19 protein-coding genes are annotated in these 18,760 nt (G+C 64.7%); 8 read left to right on the top strand and 11 right to left on the bottom strand.

Annotated elements, in window-relative coordinates:
• Position 1: 1 nt before the first annotated feature.
• Entirely contained in the window at positions 2 to 1,201 is a 1,200-nt protein-coding gene (locus tag VGU00_RS17155; RefSeq protein ID WP_327470702.1) for a class I SAM-dependent RNA methyltransferase, read from the top strand.
• Positions 1,202 to 1,235: 34 nt separating this feature from the next.
• Here the strand turns inward: VGU00_RS17155 and VGU00_RS17150 are convergent, their stop codons facing one another.
• From VGU00_RS17150 to VGU00_RS17125, 6 genes are all read right to left on the bottom strand, one after another.
• Positions 1,236 to 1,670, bottom strand: coding sequence for an MAPEG family protein (locus tag VGU00_RS17150; protein ID WP_327470700.1), 435 nt, complete (start codon positions 1,668 to 1,670; stop codon positions 1,236 to 1,238).
• Positions 1,671 to 1,683: 13 nt separating this feature from the next.
• On the bottom strand, positions 1,684 to 2,115 hold the full coding sequence (locus VGU00_RS17145; RefSeq protein WP_327470698.1) for an MAPEG family protein: 432 nt from the start codon (positions 2,113 to 2,115) through the stop codon (positions 1,684 to 1,686).
• A 65-nt stretch (positions 2,116 to 2,180) separates the two neighbouring features.
• Positions 2,181 to 3,326: a CoA transferase gene (locus tag VGU00_RS17140; RefSeq protein WP_327470696.1), complete on the bottom strand. Its 1,146-nt coding sequence runs from the start codon at positions 3,324 to 3,326 to the stop codon at positions 2,181 to 2,183.
• A 73-nt stretch (positions 3,327 to 3,399) separates the two neighbouring features.
• Positions 3,400 to 4,731: an MFS transporter gene (locus VGU00_RS17135; protein WP_327470695.1), complete on the bottom strand. Its 1,332-nt coding sequence runs from the start codon at positions 4,729 to 4,731 to the stop codon at positions 3,400 to 3,402.
• Positions 4,732 to 4,834: 103 nt separating this feature from the next.
• Positions 4,835 to 5,995 carry a hypothetical protein gene (locus VGU00_RS17130; RefSeq protein WP_327470693.1) on the bottom strand — a complete coding sequence of 387 codons (1,161 nt, stop codon included), beginning with the start codon at positions 5,993 to 5,995 and terminating at the stop codon, positions 4,835 to 4,837.
• 288 nt (positions 5,996 to 6,283) lie between these two features.
• A complete protein-coding gene (locus VGU00_RS17125) occupies positions 6,284 to 7,477 on the bottom strand; it encodes a type III PLP-dependent enzyme (protein WP_327470691.1) in 1,194 nt (397 codons plus the stop codon).
• 254 nt (positions 7,478 to 7,731) lie between these two features.
• Here VGU00_RS17125 and VGU00_RS17120 point away from each other — a divergent pair, with 254 nt between their 5' ends.
• Both VGU00_RS17120 and VGU00_RS17115 read left to right on the top strand, forming a co-directional pair.
• Positions 7,732 to 9,390: an FAD-dependent oxidoreductase gene (locus tag VGU00_RS17120; protein WP_327470689.1), complete on the top strand. Its 1,659-nt coding sequence runs from the start codon at positions 7,732 to 7,734 to the stop codon at positions 9,388 to 9,390.
• A gap of 56 nt (positions 9,391 to 9,446) precedes the next feature.
• The gene (locus tag VGU00_RS17115) at positions 9,447 to 10,187 is read left to right on the top strand and encodes a hypothetical protein (RefSeq protein WP_327470686.1); all 741 of its coding nucleotides are present in this window, start codon (positions 9,447 to 9,449) and stop codon (positions 10,185 to 10,187) included.
• Positions 10,188 to 10,194: 7 nt separating this feature from the next.
• On the opposite strand, the gene VGU00_RS17110 is transcribed toward VGU00_RS17115, so the two are convergent.
• The 5 genes from VGU00_RS17110 to VGU00_RS17090 form a co-directional block, all read right to left on the bottom strand.
• Positions 10,195 to 10,608, bottom strand: coding sequence for a hypothetical protein (locus tag VGU00_RS17110; protein ID WP_327470684.1), 414 nt, complete (start codon positions 10,606 to 10,608; stop codon positions 10,195 to 10,197).
• Positions 10,609 to 10,614: 6 nt separating this feature from the next.
• On the bottom strand, positions 10,615 to 11,787 hold the full coding sequence (locus tag VGU00_RS17105) for a carboxynorspermidine decarboxylase (protein WP_327470681.1): 1,173 nt from the start codon (positions 11,785 to 11,787) through the stop codon (positions 10,615 to 10,617).
• Positions 11,788 to 11,804: 17 nt separating this feature from the next.
• Positions 11,805 to 12,155: a DMT family protein gene (locus VGU00_RS17100; protein ID WP_192645682.1), complete on the bottom strand. Its 351-nt coding sequence runs from the start codon at positions 12,153 to 12,155 to the stop codon at positions 11,805 to 11,807.
• 13 nt (positions 12,156 to 12,168) lie between these two features.
• Positions 12,169 to 13,251, bottom strand: a complete 1,083-nt coding sequence (locus VGU00_RS17095; RefSeq protein ID WP_327470677.1) for an alpha/beta hydrolase — start codon at positions 13,249 to 13,251, stop codon at positions 12,169 to 12,171.
• 102 nt (positions 13,252 to 13,353) lie between these two features.
• Entirely contained in the window at positions 13,354 to 14,562 is a 1,209-nt protein-coding gene (locus VGU00_RS17090; protein WP_327470675.1) for a saccharopine dehydrogenase family protein, read from the bottom strand.
• 63 nt (positions 14,563 to 14,625) lie between these two features.
• Here VGU00_RS17090 and VGU00_RS17085 point away from each other — a divergent pair, with 63 nt between their 5' ends.
• From VGU00_RS17085 to VGU00_RS17065, 5 genes are all read left to right on the top strand, one after another.
• A complete protein-coding gene (locus tag VGU00_RS17085) occupies positions 14,626 to 15,615 on the top strand; it encodes a threonine ammonia-lyase (protein ID WP_327470673.1) in 990 nt (329 codons plus the stop codon).
• A 53-nt stretch (positions 15,616 to 15,668) separates the two neighbouring features.
• A complete protein-coding gene (locus tag VGU00_RS17080; protein ID WP_327470671.1) occupies positions 15,669 to 16,118 on the top strand; it encodes a hypothetical protein in 450 nt (149 codons plus the stop codon).
• Positions 16,119 to 16,241: 123 nt separating this feature from the next.
• Positions 16,242 to 17,459 carry a DUF3419 family protein gene (locus tag VGU00_RS17075; RefSeq protein WP_327470669.1) on the top strand — a complete coding sequence of 406 codons (1,218 nt, stop codon included), beginning with the start codon at positions 16,242 to 16,244 and terminating at the stop codon, positions 17,457 to 17,459.
• 2 nt (positions 17,460 to 17,461) lie between these two features.
• Positions 17,462 to 18,121, top strand: coding sequence for a class I SAM-dependent methyltransferase (locus VGU00_RS17070; RefSeq protein ID WP_327470667.1), 660 nt, complete (start codon positions 17,462 to 17,464; stop codon positions 18,119 to 18,121).
• A gap of 47 nt (positions 18,122 to 18,168) precedes the next feature.
• The gene (locus VGU00_RS17065; protein WP_327470665.1) at positions 18,169 to 18,759 is read left to right on the top strand and encodes a GNAT family N-acetyltransferase; all 591 of its coding nucleotides are present in this window, start codon (positions 18,169 to 18,171) and stop codon (positions 18,757 to 18,759) included.
• Position 18,760: the final 1 nt, after the last annotated feature.

The raw sequence follows: 18,760 nt of genomic DNA, 5'->3' as shown, positions 1-18,760 counted from the left end.
AATGACTGAAGCTGCGCTGATCGAGCGCATCGCCGCGCGCGGCGATGGCGTGACGGGCGACGGCCGCCATGTGGCGGGCGCCGTGCCGGGCGACCGCGTGCGCGACGACGGCATCATCATCCCGGGACCGAACCGTGCCGATCCGCCGTGCCGCCACTTCGGCAAATGCGGCGGCTGCCAGCTCCAGCATGTCGCCGAGCCGGCGCTGGCCGATTTCGTACGCGACCGTGTGGCGGGCGGACTGGCGGGGCAGGAGGTCGCATGCGACACCATCCTGCCCGCGCTTTTGTCGCCGCCGCACAGCCGCCGCCGCGCCGCACTGAGCGCACTCCGCACGGGCAAACAGGTCGCGATCGGGTTCAACGCGGCGCAGAGCAACCAGATCGTCGACATGCGGATATGCCCGCTGTTGCTGCCCGAACTGTTCGCGCTGATCGAACCGGTGCGCGCCTTGCTGGCGATGATCGCGCAGCCGCGGCGCCCGGTGAAGGTCAAGATGCAGGTGCTCGACCAGGGCGTCGAACTGATCCTCGAGGGCGTCAAGGCCGAGGGGCTCGACGCCGCGATGGCGCTGCAGGACTTCGCCGGCGCGAACAGCCTCGCGCGCTTTGCGATCGACCAGGGCGATGGCCTCGAAATCCTGTGGCAACCTGAACCGCCGACGATGCGGTTCGGCGATGTGCTTGTCGAAGTGCCGCCCTTCGCTTTCCTCCAGCCGACGGCGACGGGGCAGGCGGCGTTGGTCGATGCGGTGCGCCGCGCGATCGGCGATGCGGGCGCGGTCGCCGACCTGTTCGCGGGCGTCGGCACCTTTGCGCTGTCGGTGCAGGCGGGGCGCAAGGTTTATGCCGCCGAAGGCGCGCGCGATGCGATCGCTGCGTTGACGGCGGCGGCGAACCGCCAGCGCGCGCTGGTGGCGGGCGAGCATCGCGACCTGTTCCGCCGGCCGCTGGTGCCCGCAGAGATCAACCGCTTCGGCGCGGTCATTCTCGATCCGCCGCGCGCGGGCGCCGAGGAGCAGGTGAAGCAGCTCGCGGCGTCGAGTACGCCCGTCATCGCCTATGTCAGCTGCAATCCGGCCAGCTTCGCGCGCGACGCGAAGCTGTTGATCGAAGGCGGCTACCGCCTCGATTGGGTCCAGCCCGTCGGCCAGTTCCGCTGGTCGACCCATGTGGAACTGGCCAGCCGCTTTTCGCGTTGAACTTCCCTCCCGCTTGCGGGAGAGGAAAGGCTTGTCAGTGCAGCACAAAGCCCATGAAGGCGTGGATGCAGAGCGCGAGCAGCGCGAGGCTGGCGAGCGCGAAGATACCGAAGCGCCACATCACGCGGTTGACTGTCGCCTGGATCAGGCTGTGCAGGATGCGCAAGGCCACATAGGCCCACGCGAGCTGGGCGTTGAGCCCGCCGCCCATGCCGCCGATCGCGAGGGCGATAGCGACCGCGTAAAAGACGGTCGGCTGTTCCATCAGATGGTTGTAGTTGTGCGCTTTCCACTGCACTTCGGGCGGCAATACATCGTCGAGGCCCTTGCCGGTGCCGCCGACCATCTTGGCGGCGTCGATCTTCGCGCGTTGCATCGCCGGGATGCGCGTCGCGTACATCCACACCCACATGATCATCGACCAAAGCGCCAGCGTCGCAACCGGCCCCAATATCGCGTTCGTATCCATCGTCTTTCCCCCTTCAACCCAGTGTGGCGATCACCGCCAGCAACGACAATGCGAGCAGGCAGAAAGTCGACAGCCCGAAGATCATGAAGCGCACGGGTACACGATTCACGCGCGCCTGCCACAGGCTGTGGATGATGCGCAAAACGACATAGGCCCACGCAAGGCCGCGCGTCACGTCGGTGCTGCCGCCTGACAGGTGCAGGAAGATGATCACCGCATAGAAGAGCGTCGGCTGTTCCAGCAGGTGCGTATAATTGTGCGATTTCCAGTTCACCTGCGGCGGCAGGATGTTTTCAAGGTCGGCTCCGCGGCCACCCGGGGGCGCTGCCTTCAGATCGATACCCGACTTGGCGAGGGCCGGAAACCGCGTCGCGGCGACCCAGCCGAGCATGATGAGCGTCCACAGCGCGAGCACCGCGCCGGGTGCGAGCAGATTTTCTGGCATTGGCTCCCCCCTTCTTTATGTGGCGCGATGCTAAGACGCTTTGCAGGCTTTGCAACCGGTCAAGTTCAGCGCCCCAATTCGGAGCGAATCGCCGCGCCGTCGCCGTCGACGCGCGGCGCGAAGCCGAGGTCGTGGGGTGGCATCGCGCCATATTTCACCGGCGGCTGCATCTCGTGGAAATTGCCGACATCGGGATGGGTGCGATGGCGGAAGAAGCCGGTCGCGACGAAATGCGGATCGTCCTTGATATCCTGAAGATCGCGCGCCGCCATCGCGGGGATATCGTTGGCGGCGAAGAGGTCGAGCCATTCGGCCGAAGTCCTTGCCGGCGTCTTGCGCGCGATTTCCGAATAGATGATCTGCATGTGCTGCCCCTTGGCCTTTGCCGCTTCATATTCGGGCGTGTCGAGCAGGTCGGCGCTGCCGAGCAGCGCCATCAGCCGCGCGGTCGATTCGGGCGTGTAGGGCACGATGGCGAGATAGCCGTCGCTGGTCGGGAAAGGCTGGCGCGTCGGATCGAGCTGGCGCGGATAGCCCGCGGGGCCGATCGGCGGGTCAAGCGCTGCGTCGCGCAAATGTTCGGTCAGCATGAAGGACGCGAAGCATTCGAACATCGGTACTTCGACCTCTTGACCCTCGCCGGTGCGCAGCTTGTGGACGAGCGCTGCCAGAATCGCCTGCGCGCCGAACTGGCCGGCGATCTTGTCGGCGATGAGCGAAGGGAAATAGCGCGGGCGCGGGTCACCGTCGACGCGCGGCAGCAGGCTGGTGGTGCCCGTCGCGGCCTGGATGACGTCGTCATAGGCCTGGAGGTCGGCATAAGGGCCGTCCTGCCCGAAGCCGGTGCCGTGGACGTAGATGATGTCGGGCTTGAGTGCCTTGCAGCCTTCATAGTCGAAGCCGAGGCGGGCAATCGCCTTGCCGCGGACATTGTGGAAAAAGACGTCGGCGCCGGCGATCAGGTCGCGAAGGATCGCCGCATCCTCCGGCTTCTTGAGGTCGAGCGCGATCGATCGCTTGCCACGGTTCACGGTGAGATGGATCGACCCCATCGTCGGGTCGGGGACGCCGGTGCCGAGATAGCGCGAGATGTCGCCCGTGCCTGGCGTTTCGACCTTGATCACTTCGGCGCCGAGGTCGGCGAGCATCTGCGTCGCATAGGGGCCGAAGATGACCGTAGTGAGGTCGACGATCCGTATTCCTGACAGCATTTGATGCGCATCCTCTCACAGTTGCGCCCGCACGATAGAATGATTGCAAAGTAAAACGGAAGGGGGTTCGTCGTCAGACTGGCTGTTCTGTCAGGTCGCGCGCATCGTCGCCGGTCCCGGCGGCATAGGCGGCCGAGATACGGCGATAGGATCGCGAGCAGAGCGCCGCGACCGTCAGCAGCATGCCGAGCAGGCCCGCGATCGTGAAAACCAGCGCCATGCCGCGTTCGGGGCCGCGCCCGTACCAGTCGCCGATCGCGTCGGCGCCCGCACCGTCGGTCATGAAGGGCACGAAGACGAACTGCGTCAGCGGCGCGATGAGGAAGGCCGTCAGCGGCGACGCCGCCTGTTCGACCGACTGCGCAAAACCGAAGACGCGGCCCTGCCGTTCAAAAGGAACGACCTTTTGCAAGGTCGTCTGTTCGGCCGCCTCGGCATAGGGGCCGAGGAACATCCAGATGAAACAGCCGACCGCGAGCAACAGGATCGACGACTGGACGGTGAAGACCGCCGCGACCGCCCAGGTGACCAGATTGACGAACAGCAGCGTGCGGACGGGGTTTACGCCAAGGCCGGTGCGCGCGATCAACGCGCCGCTGAGGATGAAGGCGCTCGACGTGACGGCCCACAGCAGGCCCCACGCCTCGACCTTCATCAACGAAAGGCCATAGGCGTCCATCAACGCCATGAAAACGCCGCCGAGCAGGTTGTTGAACGCGGCAAAGAGGATCAGCGCGAACAGCCCGGGGATGGCGAGGACGAGGCGGAAGGTCCCGGCGAGATCGATGCGCCGCGGCGCGTCATGCTCCTCGGCCGCGCGCGGTTCGTCGACCGGCACGAACAGCAGGTCGACGGCAGCGAGCGCGGAGAAGAGGATGGCGAACCCCAGTGTCGCGACCATGCCGCCCCATGCGACGAGAAAGCCGCTGATCGCCGAGGTCGTCAGGAAACCGATGCCGCTGACCATGCCGACGAGGCCGTTCGCCTTGTCGCGCCGGTCCTCGGGCACGAGCAAGGTGACGAGCGTGGGAAGGGCGATCATGCGGATATTGCCTGCGATGACGCCGAGCATCGTCAGCAGGATGAAAAACCACAGGCCGGGGCTGGCAACACGCGCCGCGCGGATATCGGGCACAAGCGCGTAGGCACCGAGCGCGACGGCATAGACCGCGAGCGAGACGAGGCTGGACGCGATCATCATGCGCCGTTTGCGATGATGATCGACGAGGCTGCCGAACCAGATGCCGAGCCCGGCGGTGAGCACGAGGTAGATGCCCGCGATCATCCCCGTAGCGAACACCGATTTCGTTTCGAGGAAGGTCCAGAAGGTCAGCGCGAACCACACCGTGAAATTGGTGATGTTGGCGACCAGATTGTTCGCGAGGAGATGATGGAAGGGCTGCATAGGCTCGGCATTCGCTAGGGCGCGCGCGATCGCGCATATTCGGTGCCGCCCGGAGGCGGGCTAGCATAAGGAGGGCGCACGGGAAAGACGGCGCGTTGCGGCGTCAATTGTCCCCGGGGGCGGGCAGGCGGGCGATCATGGCCACGAGTTGCGCCTGACTTGCCGCGCCGGTCTTGCGGAAGGTGCCCTTGAGGAGGAAGCGCACGGCATTGAGGCTGACGGCGCGGAGCGCGGCGTAGTCCTGCAGCGTCTGCCCGCCGGCGAGCGCGACGGCGAGCCGCGCTTCGGCCGGGGTGAGGCCGAACCATTGCGCGACGCGGTCGATCTCGACCACGGGGGTTTCGCCTGGCGAGCTTCCCAGCGTGACGATCAGCGATGCGCCAGCGGTGAACCCGCCGATATGCTGCGCCGATTGCGGCGATATGCGCGCGATCAGCACCGGGCATTCGCTCCCCGAGGTGCCGATGGCCTGAAATGCCAGCCCGGTCGGCGCCGGGTTCCTGACAAGGTCGAGCAGTTTCTTCTGCGTCGCGGGATGCGCGAAGGCGAAACGGTCCTGCGCGAGGCGGATGAACCCCGCCTTTTCATATTGCGCCGCGCGGCTGTTCGCGGCGAGGATCCGGAGCTGGTCGTCGAGGCTGAAGATCGCGAAAGGTGCGAAATCGGCCGCGGCGCGGGCGGCGCCGGCGGCGAGCTCGAGGCTGGCGACACGGTCGCTGATCCGCATCGCGCGCTGGATGTGCGGAGCCAGAATGCGTAGCCCGCGCTTGAGCCGTTCGACGTCGCGGTCGCCGGGGCCGGGCAGCAACAGCCCGAGCCGTTCGCCGCCGCGCCGGTCGAGCAGGACGCCGACGAGCCGGTCGATCCCCCATGGCGCGAGGAAGTTCTGGAAAAAGGGCGATTCAGCAAATTCTTCGCGCGTGATGACATCGAAGCTGTCGACGACGCTGCCGTTGCCATAGCGCATCAGCTTGCGCGACCAGGGATGGTTGCCGGCGTAGACCGCGGTGTAGATTTCCTGCACCCCTGCGGCGAGGCCGGTCGCCGCGACAAAGCGCGCGCGCGGCGGGCTGCTGCTTTCCCACAGGATGAACGCTGCTTCCCAGCTGAGCGGGCATAGCGCGGCGGTTATGCGCGCGAGCGTTTCGTTCCATCGTTCGGGTTCGAGGACCGAATCGTAGATGAGCCCGATCAGCGCGTTGAGCGTTTCCCATTCGGCGGGTTCGTTATGACCCGGACCATGGATCGGAACATCAATCGACACGCACATCCCCGGCAAGCGGCGCATTCGGACCGTCAGTGGACCGGCGATACACCAATATCGGGTGGGAAAAAGTGCAAAATATTCGCCTTGCTACCCGGATGGGTAGCGAAACGCCGCTCCGGATGACGCATTCATCGGGTGCGACCCAAGGGCAGGATGGTCCGCAAGGCCATCCTGTTCTTTTCAGGCCCGCCGGTTCTGCCGGCGGGCTTCTTTTTCGATGGCGCACGAAAAAGGGCTGGTCGCGTCACCGCGCCAGCCCTTTTCATTTCCTTTATGCTGTCCGGTTCAGAACAGCTTGGTCACCGTCGCGCTGCGGCGCTCCTGTTCGACTTCGCCGGTGTAGAGGCTGGCCATCGGCTCGTCGCTGACGACGTGGGTTTCGTCGGCGCCGAAGCCGTTGAACTTGGTCCGCATCGCGCAGCCATAGGCTCCGAGCATGCCGATCTCGATGAAATCGCCGGCCTTGATGTCGGCGGGCAGGAAGAAGGGGCCTGCCATATGGTCGAGATCGTCGCAGGTCGGACCATAGAAGCTGAACGGCACCATTTCGGCATCGCTCTTGGGCTCGCGTTGCAGCGAGACGGGGAAGCGCCAGCCGACATGCGCGGCGTCGAATAGCGCGCCATAGGCGCCGTCGTTGATGTACAGTTCCTCGCCGCGGCGCTTTTCGACGCGGACGATCAGCGAGCTATACTCGGCCGACAGCGCGCGGCCCGGTTCGCACCAGAGTTCGGCCGAATAGCTGATCGGCAGGCTTTCGAAGCTGCGGTGGATCGTCTCGAAATAGGCGTCGAGCGGGGGGGGCTCCATGCCGGGATAGGACGAGGGGAAACCCCCGCCGACATCGATGATATCGACCGTGACCGACGCCGCGACGATTGCGGCGCGGACGCGTTCCATCGCCTGCGCATAGGCGTGCGGCGTCATCGCCTGGCTGCCGACATGGAAGCAGATGCCGAGCGCGTCGGCGGCCTGGCGGGTCGCCATCAGCAGCTCGACGACTTCGTCGGCTTCGGCGCCGAACTTGGCGGCGAGGCTGAGCTTCGAATGGTCGGACGAAACACGCAGGCGCACGAGCAGGTTCAGATCCTGCGCGCCCTCGGTCGCACGGACGATCTTCTCGAGCTCGTCCATCGTATCGAGCGAGAAGGTGCGCACGCCATGCTTCCAATAGGCTTCGGAAATCGCTTCCTCGGCCTTCACGGGATGCATGAAGCAGAGCGTCGCTTCGGGGAGCGTGCGGGCGACCAGACGCACCTCGGCGATCGAGGCCACGTCATAATGGGTGACGCCGGAATCCCACAGCACGCGCAGGAGGTCGGGCGACGGATTCGCCTTGACCGCATACATGGTCGTGCCGGGAAAACGCTCGATGAAGAAACGCGCTGCGCGCCGCGCGGCGTGCGGGCGGACAAGCGTAACAGGTTCGATCGGCGAAAGTGCCTGAATCAGCCCGTGGGCGCTATGATGCTGGTGCAACTCAAGGGACCCCCAAAAATAACGTTAAACATCCAAGGCTGCCTTGCGGTTATTGGAAGTCCCCCTGGGGCAGCGGAGGGCGATATATGCAGGGGGGTCCCCCCTGTAAAGACCCTATCGCGCAATTTTGTAACGTGGTGGTAACAGTGGGGCCGAACCGGGGCCGATGTGCGCCAAGCCGCGCAAATGCGAGACAAGGGACAGCGGCCGCGCTAGGGGTCATCGACAAGCATAGCCGAAAGGACTCTCCCGTCATGGTTTCCCGCGCCGAGGTTAATCACACTTTTTCCGACGCGGAACTGGGCGAACTTCGGGCGTTCGGCGCGGTCGAATCGCACAAGGCGGGCGATCTGATCGTCGAGGAAGGGGCGATGGCGCCCGACTGCATCGTCACGTTGTCGGGCCACACCGATATTTACGCGTCGACCGACGAAGGGTGCAAGCGCGTCGGCTGGATGGAGCATGGACAGTTTGCGGGCGACCTGTCGGTGCTGACCGGCCAGCGGCACCTGTCGCGGGTCGAAATGGGCGCGGACGGCGAGATATTGCGCATCGCGCACGCCGATTTCCAGCGGCTGATCGCGGGCAACAGCCATTTTTCGGATATCTTCATCCGCGTGCTGTCGGCGCGGCGCGAGTTCAGCAAGCATCGCGGCTTTGCGGTCACGATCATCATCGGCGCGGCGATGGATCGCAGCGTCTATGCGATGCGCGACCTGTTGATGAAGCATGGTGTCGCGCATCGCTGGTTCGATCCCGCCGACGGCCCGGTCGCTGCGCATCTGCTCGCCGAACGCGGGCTGAGCGAGGACCAACTTCCGGTCGCGATCCTCGGCGCCGCCGAAGTGCTGGTCCAGCCGACGCCCGAACAGCTTGCGGCGGGGCTCGGGCTCGATCTGCTCCCCGATGGCGCGACCGCCGACGTGCTGGTCGTCGGCAGCGGCCCCGGCGGGCTGGCGGCGGCGGTCTATGCGGCGTCGGAAGGGCTGACGGTGATCGCGCTCGACGCGCTCGCGCCGGGCGGGCAGGCCGGGACATCGTCGAAGATCGAAAATTATCTCGGCTTTCCGACTGGCATTTCGGGGAACGAGCTTGCGCGGCGCGCGACGGTGCAGGCGCAGAAATTCGGGGCGCGACTGGTGTCGCCGGTACGCGCCGCGTCGATCGGCCGCGATGGCGAAGCCTATTGTCTGCATCTTGTCGACGGCCGCAAACTGCGCAGCCGCGCGGTGGTGGTCGCGAGCGGCGCGCAATATCAGCGCCTGCCGATCGAGGGCATCGAATCCTATGAAGGGCGCGGCATCTATTATGGCGCGACCCCGATGGAGGCGCAGCTTTGCGGCAATGCCGAGGTGACGATCGTCGGCGCGGGCAATTCGGCGGGACAGGGGGCGATCTATCTCGCGAGTGTCGCGAAGAAGGTCTATGTCATCTTCCGCCGGTCGAGTCTGCGTGACACCATGTCCGAATATCTGGTCAAGCGGCTGGAAGAACATCCGAACATCGAGATCGTCCCGTCGACCGACGTCGTCGCGTTGCACGGCGAGGATCATCTGGCGGGGCTGACCTATCGCTGCCGCGAAACCGGTGCCGAAAGCCATTGCGATTGCAGCTTCCTGTTCCTGTTCCTCGGCGCCAGCCCGAACACCGGTTGGCTGCCGCGCGAAATGGTGTGCGACGAGCGCGGTTTCGTGAAGACCGGCGCCGACATCGCACCGCTCGAACTCGTCAAAGCGGGCTGGTCGCTCGACCGCATGCCGAGCCGGTTCGAAACGAGCTGGCCGCGCATCTATGCCATCGGCGACGTCCGCAAGGGATCGGTCAAGCGCGTCGCCTCGTCGGTCGGTGAAGGATCTGTCGTCGTCAGCGATATCCATCAGGCGCTGGCGGAATTGGTGCCGCCTGCCGATTGACCTCGCAGCGATCCGGACGATAAGTTCCTGTCGTTGAAACGAAAAAGGGAACATCGATGCTTCTTGCAGCTTTTGCGATGATGTTGGCGGCGCAGGGATCGAGCGAGCCGCTGCCCGCAAAAACCGATATCCCGAACGATTTCTCGACCGTCGTCTGCCCCGGCGAAGCCGCCGCGCGCGAGATGCTGGGCAGCTATTACGGCGTTCAGCCGGCGCCGCGGAACCACACGATCGACACGGCCCTGTTCTTCAGGGGGCTCGCCGCGACGGGCTGTTCGCAAAGCAGCGCGGACGCCAAATCGACGATCACGATCCAGCAGGTGATCGCGCGGCGGACGTTGCCGCTTGCGGGGGGCAGCGAGACGCATCTGGTCTATCGCGGCGTCAATGCGAGTGGCACGCGCGTCATCGGGATCGTCGATGAAACCGGCAACGACAGGCATCCGCGAACCGATTACGAGCGCTGGCTGTCGGAGTTCATTCCCGGCGGCGTGTTGAATTACGACCCGTCGACGATGGGCGCGGTGTATAGCTGCACGACGGTCGACAGTGCACGCGCGGCAATGAAGGCAATCCCGACCAAGGGTAATGCGAGCGCCCGCAATGCCACCTTTGCCAAGGGGCGTGCCGCGAACGGTTGCCGTCAGGCCGCCGCGGGACGCTACAAGATCACCGCGCGCCACGAGGAGCGCACGATATCGTGCGGGTTCGAATGCGAGGATGTCTGGAACGCGCTCGCCGCAACCGACGCGCGTGGCCGAGCCGTTGCGCTGATCTTCAACGGGTCGCATTTCTGACCGAGCGTCAGCCAGGCGATGCCTGGATGGTTACGCCGACCTTTTCGGACTCTTCGAGTTGTTCATTCTCGAACGACTCCAGATTGCGGTACATGACGAAGGTGCCCGAATAGTCGTCGATTGCCCAGCGGCCGTCGACTTGCTGCCCGTCGCTGCTCAGCACGCCATCGTAGGTCACCGAGTGGCCATAGGCCCCGTCGCCGTCATAATATTTGTGAAAGCTCACCGCAGCGCCGTTTCGCGTGCCGCGGATGTCGGCGCGTTCGTCACCGTCGATCAACTCGGAGGCTTCTGTCGTCGTGCCCGACAACGAACCTGCGTTGTCATTGATCGTCGCGACAAATCCCGTCGGAGGAACCCACGGTTCGGGATAGCGATATTGGCCGGTCCAAAGTCCGGTCATGTCCAGCGGGTCCGGCATCGCGCATCACCCCAGCCGCGTCTTGAAATCCTCATAGCCGAATTCGCGGACCAGCTTGAGTTCGTCGGTTTCGCTGTCCCACAGCCAGATCGACGGCAGCGGAACGCCGTTGAAGGTGTTCGTCTTCACCATCGAATAATGCGCCTGGTCGAGGAAGGCGAAGCGCTGGCCGATGCGGGCGCCGCCGGGCAGGCGATAATCGCCGATCACATCGCCCGCGAGACACGAGGGGCCGCCGAGGCGCGTCGGCATGCCTTCGCTGCCTTCGCCCAGCATCGCGGGCCGGTAGGGCGCCTCGATCACGTCGGGCATGTGGCACGTTGCCGAAATGTCGGTGATGCCGATCGGCATGCCATTGTCGAACAGGTCGAGGACTTCGCCGACGAGGATGCCGGCGTCGAGTGCGATCGCCTCGCCGGGTTCGATCATTACGTCGCAGTCGGTCGCGGCGCGGACCTGTTTCAGGAAGGCGATCAGGTCGTCGACCTGATAGTCGGCGCGCGTCACATGATGGCCGCCGCCGAAATTGATCCATTTGAGCTGGCCGAAGAAGGGGCGCAGCATCGGTTGCACCGCATTCCAGGTGCGTTGGAGCGGCGGGAAATCCTGTTCGCACAGGCTGTGCATATGGATGCCGTCGACGCCCTCCATATGTTCGGGCAAGAGCTGGCTGATCGGGAAGCCGAGGCGGCTGCACGGCGCGGCGGGGTCGTATTTCGGAACCTCGCCCTCGCTGTGCATCGGGTTGATGCGCAGCCCGATGTCGAAGCTTTCGCCCTTTGCGCGCAGTTCGTCGAGCAGCGGGCGGAAGCGCGTGATCTGGCCGGGCGAGTTGAAGATCAGGTGATCGGACAGCGCCGCGATTTCGGGCAGGTCGGCTTCCTTGTAGCCGGCGCAATAGGTCGCGACCTCGCCGCCATATTCGCCGCGGCCGAGCCGGGCTTCATAGAGGCCCGAGGCGCAGACGCCGTCGAGATATTCCGCGACCACCGGCCCCAGCGACCACATCGAAAAGGCCTTGAGCGCCGCGAGCACGCGCGCGCCCGATGCGTCGCCGATATGGCGCAGCACCGACAGGTTGGCGCGTACCTTGGCGGCATCGACGACGAAGGCGGGAGAGGGGACGCGGGTCAGGTCGAAGCGGGCAAAGGCTCCGGGATCGCCGGCACGGGTTTCCATGTCGCTGTAAAATCCTGTCAGACCGCAATCGGTCCCTTGAAAATGAAGAACGCCCCCGCCGCAATCAGACCGAAGCCGACGAGATGGTTCAGGGTCAGCTTCTCACCGAGCCAGAAGACCGCGAACCCGGCGAATATGATCAGGGTTATGACTTCTTGCAAGGTCTTGAGTTCGGCGGCGCTGTAAACGCCATAGCCGATGCGGTTCGCGGGGATGACGAGGCAATATTCGAAGAAGGCGATGCCCCACGCGATCAGCACCGCCAGCCAGACCGGCCGCGATACCGCGCCAAGCTGTCCGTACCAGGCAAAGGTCATGAAGATGTTCGAGACGAACAGCAGCCCGATCGGCGCGAGATAGGCGGTCATGTCAGGGTTTATCCTAGTCTTTCGTCAGCGGTAGTACGTCGCGGAGCAGCGCGGAGAAGAAATGCCCCGGCTCCTCGACCATCGGCATATGCGCCGAATGTTCGAGCCAGACGAGCTTCTTCGAGGGTGCCTTGACCTGTCCGAACCACTGGGCCGCCACAGGCGAAGGGACAGTATAGTCGTGCCGTCCGAGCAGGAAGACGAGCGGCACGTCCATCTTCTTCACCTTTGTGAAGCTGACGTCGGCGAGGCGCGGCCAGAGCGTCGTCACCGAAAGTTCGCTGCCCTTGCCCCACGCCTGCCGGTCGGCCTCCGTGTACTCCGGGGATAGGCGCGGCGTCTGGAAATAATATTTGAGGTCGGGCTTGTTATAGATGAGCGAGCCATAGGGGATCGCATATTTGCGCCAGCCGTCAGCCTTGGCGATGGTGAAGTCGCCCGACGGATAGGGCGCGAGCGCGTCGATCGCGGCAACGGCCTCGCTGTTGCCCGCCGCCAGCGCCTTGGCGCGCGTCCACGCCATCCCTGCCTTTTCACCTTCGCGGAAATCGATTCCCTGACCGACGCCGACATAGGCATAGAGGAGGTCGGGGCGCTTCACCGCGACCGACAGGCCGACGATCGAGCCCCAGCTGTGCCCCATCAGCACGACCTTGCGCTTGCCATAGCGCTTCCCGAGCAATTCGATCAGTTCGATCGCGTCGTCGCGGTAGCGTTCGGGGGTCATCGTTGGGGCGAGCGTCGCGGGATCGTTCAGCGGATAGCTGCGCCCCGCGCCGCGCTGGTCGTACTGGACGACGGTGAAGACGTCCTCCCACGGCCGCTGGAAGGCCCAGGCAAAGGGCATTTCGACCGCGCCGGGGCCGCCGTGGACGAATATCAGGATCGGATTGTCGCGGTCGGAGCCGCGGACGTTCACGACCTGCCGCGCGCCGCCGAGCGTGACCTCGAACGTTTCCTGCACGCCGTTTGGCGTCACGATCTTGCCGATGTCGGCGACGATCGCGCGTGCGGGGGCGTAGGCGTCGTCGGTTTGGGCTGCTGCGGGGGTTGAAAAGGCCACGAGCAAGGCAAGCGCGGCAATGTGGAGCTTCATGATCTCAAACTACCCTTCGTCATTCCCGCGAAAGCGGGAACCCAGTTTCACCGTCGCTACTGGGTTCCCGCTTTCGCGGGAATGACGAAAAAGGGAATGGACTCAGAAATCGAGCGGCGCGCCCAATTCCTTCACCTGCCAGGGCAGGCCATGCTTGTTCAGCATCTCCATGAAGGGATCGGGATCCATCTGTTCCATGTTGAACACGCCGTCGCCGCTCCATGTGCCGGTCACCATCATCGCCGCGCCGATCATCGCGGGAACGCCGGTGGTATAGCTCACCGCCTGGTTGCCCGTTTCGGCAAACGCCTCTTCGTGATCGCAGATATTGTAAAGGTAGAGCGTCTTTTCCTTGCCGTCCTTGCCAAGGCCGGTCGCGATGACGCCGATGTTGGTCTTGCCCTTCGTGGTCTCGCCGAGGCTCGACGGTTCGGGTAGCACGGCCTTCAGGAACTGCAGCGGGATGATCTCGCGGCCTTCGTAGATCACCGGATCGATGCGCGTCATGCCGACATTCTGGAGGACGGTGAGGTGGGTGATATAGGCCTCGCCGAAGGTCATCCAGAAACGGATGCGCTTGATCTCGGGCAGGTGCGTCTTCAGGCTTTCGATTTCCTCATGATACATGAGGTACATCGTCTTTTCTCCGACGGCTTCGAAGTCGAACTTCTGCTTCACCGACATTGGCGGGGTTTCGACCCAGTCGCCATTTTCCCAGTGGCGCGCGACGGCGGTGACTTCGCGGATGTTGATCTCGGGGTTAAAGTTGGTCGCGAAATGCTGGCCGTGATCGCCGCCGTTGCAGTCGAGAATGTCGAGCGTGTCGATGCGGTCGAAATGATGCTTCTTGAGCCAGGTCGTGAAGACGCTCGTCACGCCGGGGTCGAAGCCCGAACCGAGCAGCGCCATCAGGCCGGCATCCTTGAAGCGGTCCTGATACGCCCACTGCCAATGATATTCGAACTTCGCCTCGTCGCGCGGCTCATAGTTCGCGGTGTCCATATAATGCGCGCCGGTCGACAGGCACGCCTCCATGATCGTGAGGTCCTGATAGGGCAAAGCGAGGTTCACGACATGAGTCGCGCCGATCGAGCGGATCAGCGCCGCGGTCGCGTCGATATGGTCGGCGTCGACCTCGGCAGTGTTGATCGTCACGCCGGTGCGTTCCTTCACCGATTCGGCGATCGCGTCGCATTTGAACTTGCGGCGGCTTGCCAGCGTGATGTCGGGAAAGATGTCGGGGTTCATCGCCATCTTGTGCACCGCAACCGATCCGACGCCGCCCGCGCCGATCACCAGAACCTTGCTCATGAAAAATCTCCTGCCCGCTATGCTGCGGCTTGTGTTGTATGCCGCGCCCTATAGGACGAAGCCATGACAGAACAAAGCCCCGATCCCTTGCTGAACCCGAACCGTGCGCCGACGCTGGCGGGTGTCGAACGCGCCGCAGCGAAAGTCGCTGCATTGCTGCCACAAACGCCGCTGTTGCCGCTCGACGTCGAGGGCAAGACGATCTGGTGCAAGGCCGAATGCCTGCAGCCTGTCGGCGCATTCAAGATCCGCGGCGCCTGGCACCGCTTGACCGATCTGACGCCCGAACAGGCGGCGGCGGGGGTCGTGGGCGTGTCGAGCGGCAATCATGCCCAAGGGGTCGCATGGGCGGCGAAGCGTCTCGGGATCAAGGCGACGATCGTGATGCCGGGCAACGCGCCGGCGATGAAGCTCGCCGCGACGCGCCAGCTGGGCGCCGAGGTCGTACTGTACGATCGCGTCACGGAATCGCGCGATGCCGTCGCGGCGAAGTTGCTGGACGAACGCGGCGGCACGCTCGTCCATGCCTATGGCGATCCGTGGATCATCGAAGGGCAGGGCAGCACGGGGATCGAAGCGAAAGCGCAGATGATCGCGCGCGGGATCGGAGAACCCGACAAGGTCGCCGCCTGCTGCGGTGGCGGCGGCCTGTCGGCAGGGCTCGCGCTTGCGCTGCCCGACGCCGAGATCGTCGCGGTCGAGCCCGAGGGCTGGGACGATGTGACGCGCAGCCTTGCCGCGGGCAACATCCTGTCGGTCAAGGATATGGCTTACCCGACCGAGTGCGACGCGCTGCAGACGCCTGAGACATGGCCGATCAACTTTGCGGTGTTGCAGACGCGGGGTGTCAAAGGCGTCGCCGTGACGCGGAACGAAGTGCGCAATGCGATACGGCTGGTGTTCGAGAAACTGCACCTCGTCGTCGAACCCGGCGGGGCGGCGGCACTCGCGGCAGTGCTCGCGGGCAAGGTGTCGCTCACCGACGCGACGCTCGTCACGCTGTCGGGCGGAAATGTCGACCCGCTGAAATTTGCGGAAATCATCACCGAATAAGCCGGTGGAAACTTATCCGCGCCCGCGCGTTTGGACGGGGAAGGAGAAACAAGATGCAGAAGAGTGCAATATTGGCGAGCGCCGCCGCGCTGGTGCTGTTGGCCGGCTGCGAAAAGGCCGAGGCGCCCGCGCCTGCACCGACCGATGCCACTACGACCGAGGTTCCGGTCGAAACCGTGCCCACCGAGGGCGCCGAGGCGACCGATCCCGCGACCGCGCCGCACCGCTTTGCGAGCTGGGCGGGTAAATGGACGGGTGTCGAGGGCATGTATGCCACGATCACGACCGCCGAGCCCGGCAAATACAAGCTCGAGATGCAGTCCGACCTCGACACGAAGGGGATCTATGACGGCGAAGACAGCGAACATGGCATCAAGTTCAAGCGCGGGAGCGAAGAGCTGAGCCTGCGCCGCGGCAGCGGCGACGAAACCGGCCTCAAATATCTCGCGGGCAAGAAGGAATGCCTGATCGTCAAGGAAGGCGAAGGCTACTGCCGCGACTAGGAGCGGTCCGGCGGCGCGTATTTTTCGACGTCGTCGCCGAATTGTCATCGAACCGGCACGGGAATCGCATGAAAGCCTGTCATGGGCGGGCCCGGATCAACCTTGTCCGGGATACCCATTCGCATGGCCAGCCAACCCAACCGCAAGATCGCCGCCGCCGTCGTCCGCGAAGACGGCGAACAGAAACAACGCCTGCTCGACCGCGCCTTCGCGCTGGCATTCAAAGGCTTGGTCTATGCCCAGATATGGGAAGACCCGGTGGTCGACATGGAAGCGCTGGCGATCGAGCCGGGCAACCGGATCGCGACGATCGCCAGCGGCGGCTGTAACGTCTTTTCCTATCTGACGGCCGATCCGGCGGAGATCGTCGCGGTCGACCTCAACACCGCGCATGTCGCGCTCAACAATCTGAAACGTGTGGCGATCCAGCGGCTGCCCGACCACACGAGCCTTCGCCGCTTTTTCGCCGATGCCGACAATGACGCGAATATCGCCGACTATCGCATCTTCGTCCGTCCTTATCTCGACGAGGTGACCCGCCGCTATTGGGAGGGGCGCGACCTGGCGGGGCGCCGGCGGATCAACGGGTTTGCGCACGGCCTCTACAAGCGCGGGCTGCTCGGCAATTTCATCGGGCTCGCGCACCTCGTCGCGCGGATGCACCGCATCGATCCGCGCCAGTTCCTCGAAGCGAGGACGATCGAGGAGCAGCGCGCGATTTTCGAGCAGAAATTCGCGCCTTTCTTCGACCGCAAATTCATCCGCTGGATTACGGACCAGCGATCGTCGCTGTTCGGGCTGGGCATTCCGCCAGCGCAATATGACGCGCTCGCTGGCGGCAAGCCGATGGCCGACGTGCTGCGCGCACGGCTCGAAAAACTCGCGTGCGACTTCCCGCTCGATGACAATTATTTTGCCTGGCAGGCGTTCGGGCGCGGCTACGGCAAAGGCCGGGCGGCGTCGCTGCCGCCCTATCTGCAGGCAGAAAATTATGAGGCCATCCGCGCGCGCGCCGGGCGGGTGACGATGCTCCACGCGAACATGACCGACATGCTCGCCGCCGCCGATGCCGCGAGCTTCGATCGCTATATCTTCCTCGACGCGCAGGACTGGATGAGCGATGCGCAATTGACCGCGCTTTGGAGCGAGGTCACGCGCACCGCGCGTCCCGGCGCCCGCGTCCTTTTCCGCACCGCGGCCGAACCGACCTTGCTCCCCGGGCGGCTTCCGGACGACCTGCTGCGGCGATGGGATTATCGCGCCGATGAATCGCTCGCCTACACGCGGCGCGACCGTTCGGCGATTTATGGCGGGGTCCATCTCTATATATTGAAGGGCTGAGCATGATGGCGGGGGAGGGGCATGCCGCGCTTATGGACGGCGTTTATCGCGGCCAGCGTCATATCTATGACCTGACGCGCAAATATTATCTGCTCGGGCGCGACCGGTTGATCGACGAACTGATGCCGCCGGCGGGCGGGCATGTGCTCGAAATCGGTTGCGGCACCGGGCGCAATCTGATCGCGGCGGCGCGTTGCTGGCCGGGGGCCCATTTTCACGGCATCGACATTTCGGAGGAAATGCTGAAGACCGCGCGCGCGGCGATTGCCCGTGCGGGGCTGGGGCGGCGCGTGAGCGTCGCGCAGGGCGATGCGACGGGATTCGATCCGCACAGCCTGTTTCGCGTCGACCGGTTCGACCGCATCTTCCAGAGTTATACGCTCTCGATGATCCCCGAATGGCAGGAGGCGATCCGCGAAGCCGCGCGTCATCTGTCGGCCTATGGATCGCTCCATATCGTCGATTTCGGGCAACAGGAGGACATGCCCGGCTGGTTTCGCGCGGCATTGCTTGGCTGGCTGGCGCGTTTCCATGTGTCGCCGCGCGCCCTGCTGGTCGACGCCGCGCGCGAAGTGGCGAACGATATGGGTGGGCGGCTTTCGGTGACGCGGCTCTATCGCGGCTATGCCTGGTCGCTCCGGATCGACAGGAATCCGCGCTAGCTCTTGCCAAGCGTCATGGCCTTTGCTCTTTTCGCGGAGGAGGCGCGATGACCGAAACGATCCTGCCGGCACAGCCGGGCGAGTTGGAGGCGGTCGCCGAAACGCTGGCACAGGCGTTTCAAACCGATCCGGCGCTGTCGTGGATACTGCCCGATCCCGATCATCGCGCGCGGGCGCTGCGTAGCCTGTTCCGGACGCTGGTTCCTGCCGACGTGCGCGCGGGTGTGGCGCTGCGCGCGTCGGGCGACGAAGCGGCAGCGCTGTGGCGGGCACCGGGGCAGGCGCATAGCGGTATGTTCGAGTTCCTGCGTACCGTCGTCCCGCTCGTCGCGACCTTCGGGGCCACCCTGCCACGCGGGCTGAAGGTGCAGGGCAGCATCGACGCGCATCGCCCGAAGGGGCGCTTCTGGTATCTCCATTATGTCGGCGTGCGTCCCGGGCATCAGGGGAAGGGGCATGGCGGTCGGATCATCCGTGCGCAAACGGGCGTCGCGGATCGTGACGGGCTGCCCTGCTGGCTGGAGACCGCGACGCCGGAAAATGTGCCGCTTTATCAGCGGCTGGGCTTTGTCACCGAGGTCGAATGGGACGTGCCCGGCGGCCCGCATTTCTGGGGAATGATGCGTCCGGCAGGCTGAC

This window comes from Sphingopyxis sp., assembly GCF_035944815.1.
Lineage (GTDB): Bacteria > Pseudomonadota > Alphaproteobacteria > Sphingomonadales > Sphingomonadaceae > Sphingopyxis.
Note: the sequence above shows the minus strand (reverse complement) of the source record. Positions and strands in the feature narration are given on the sequence as shown.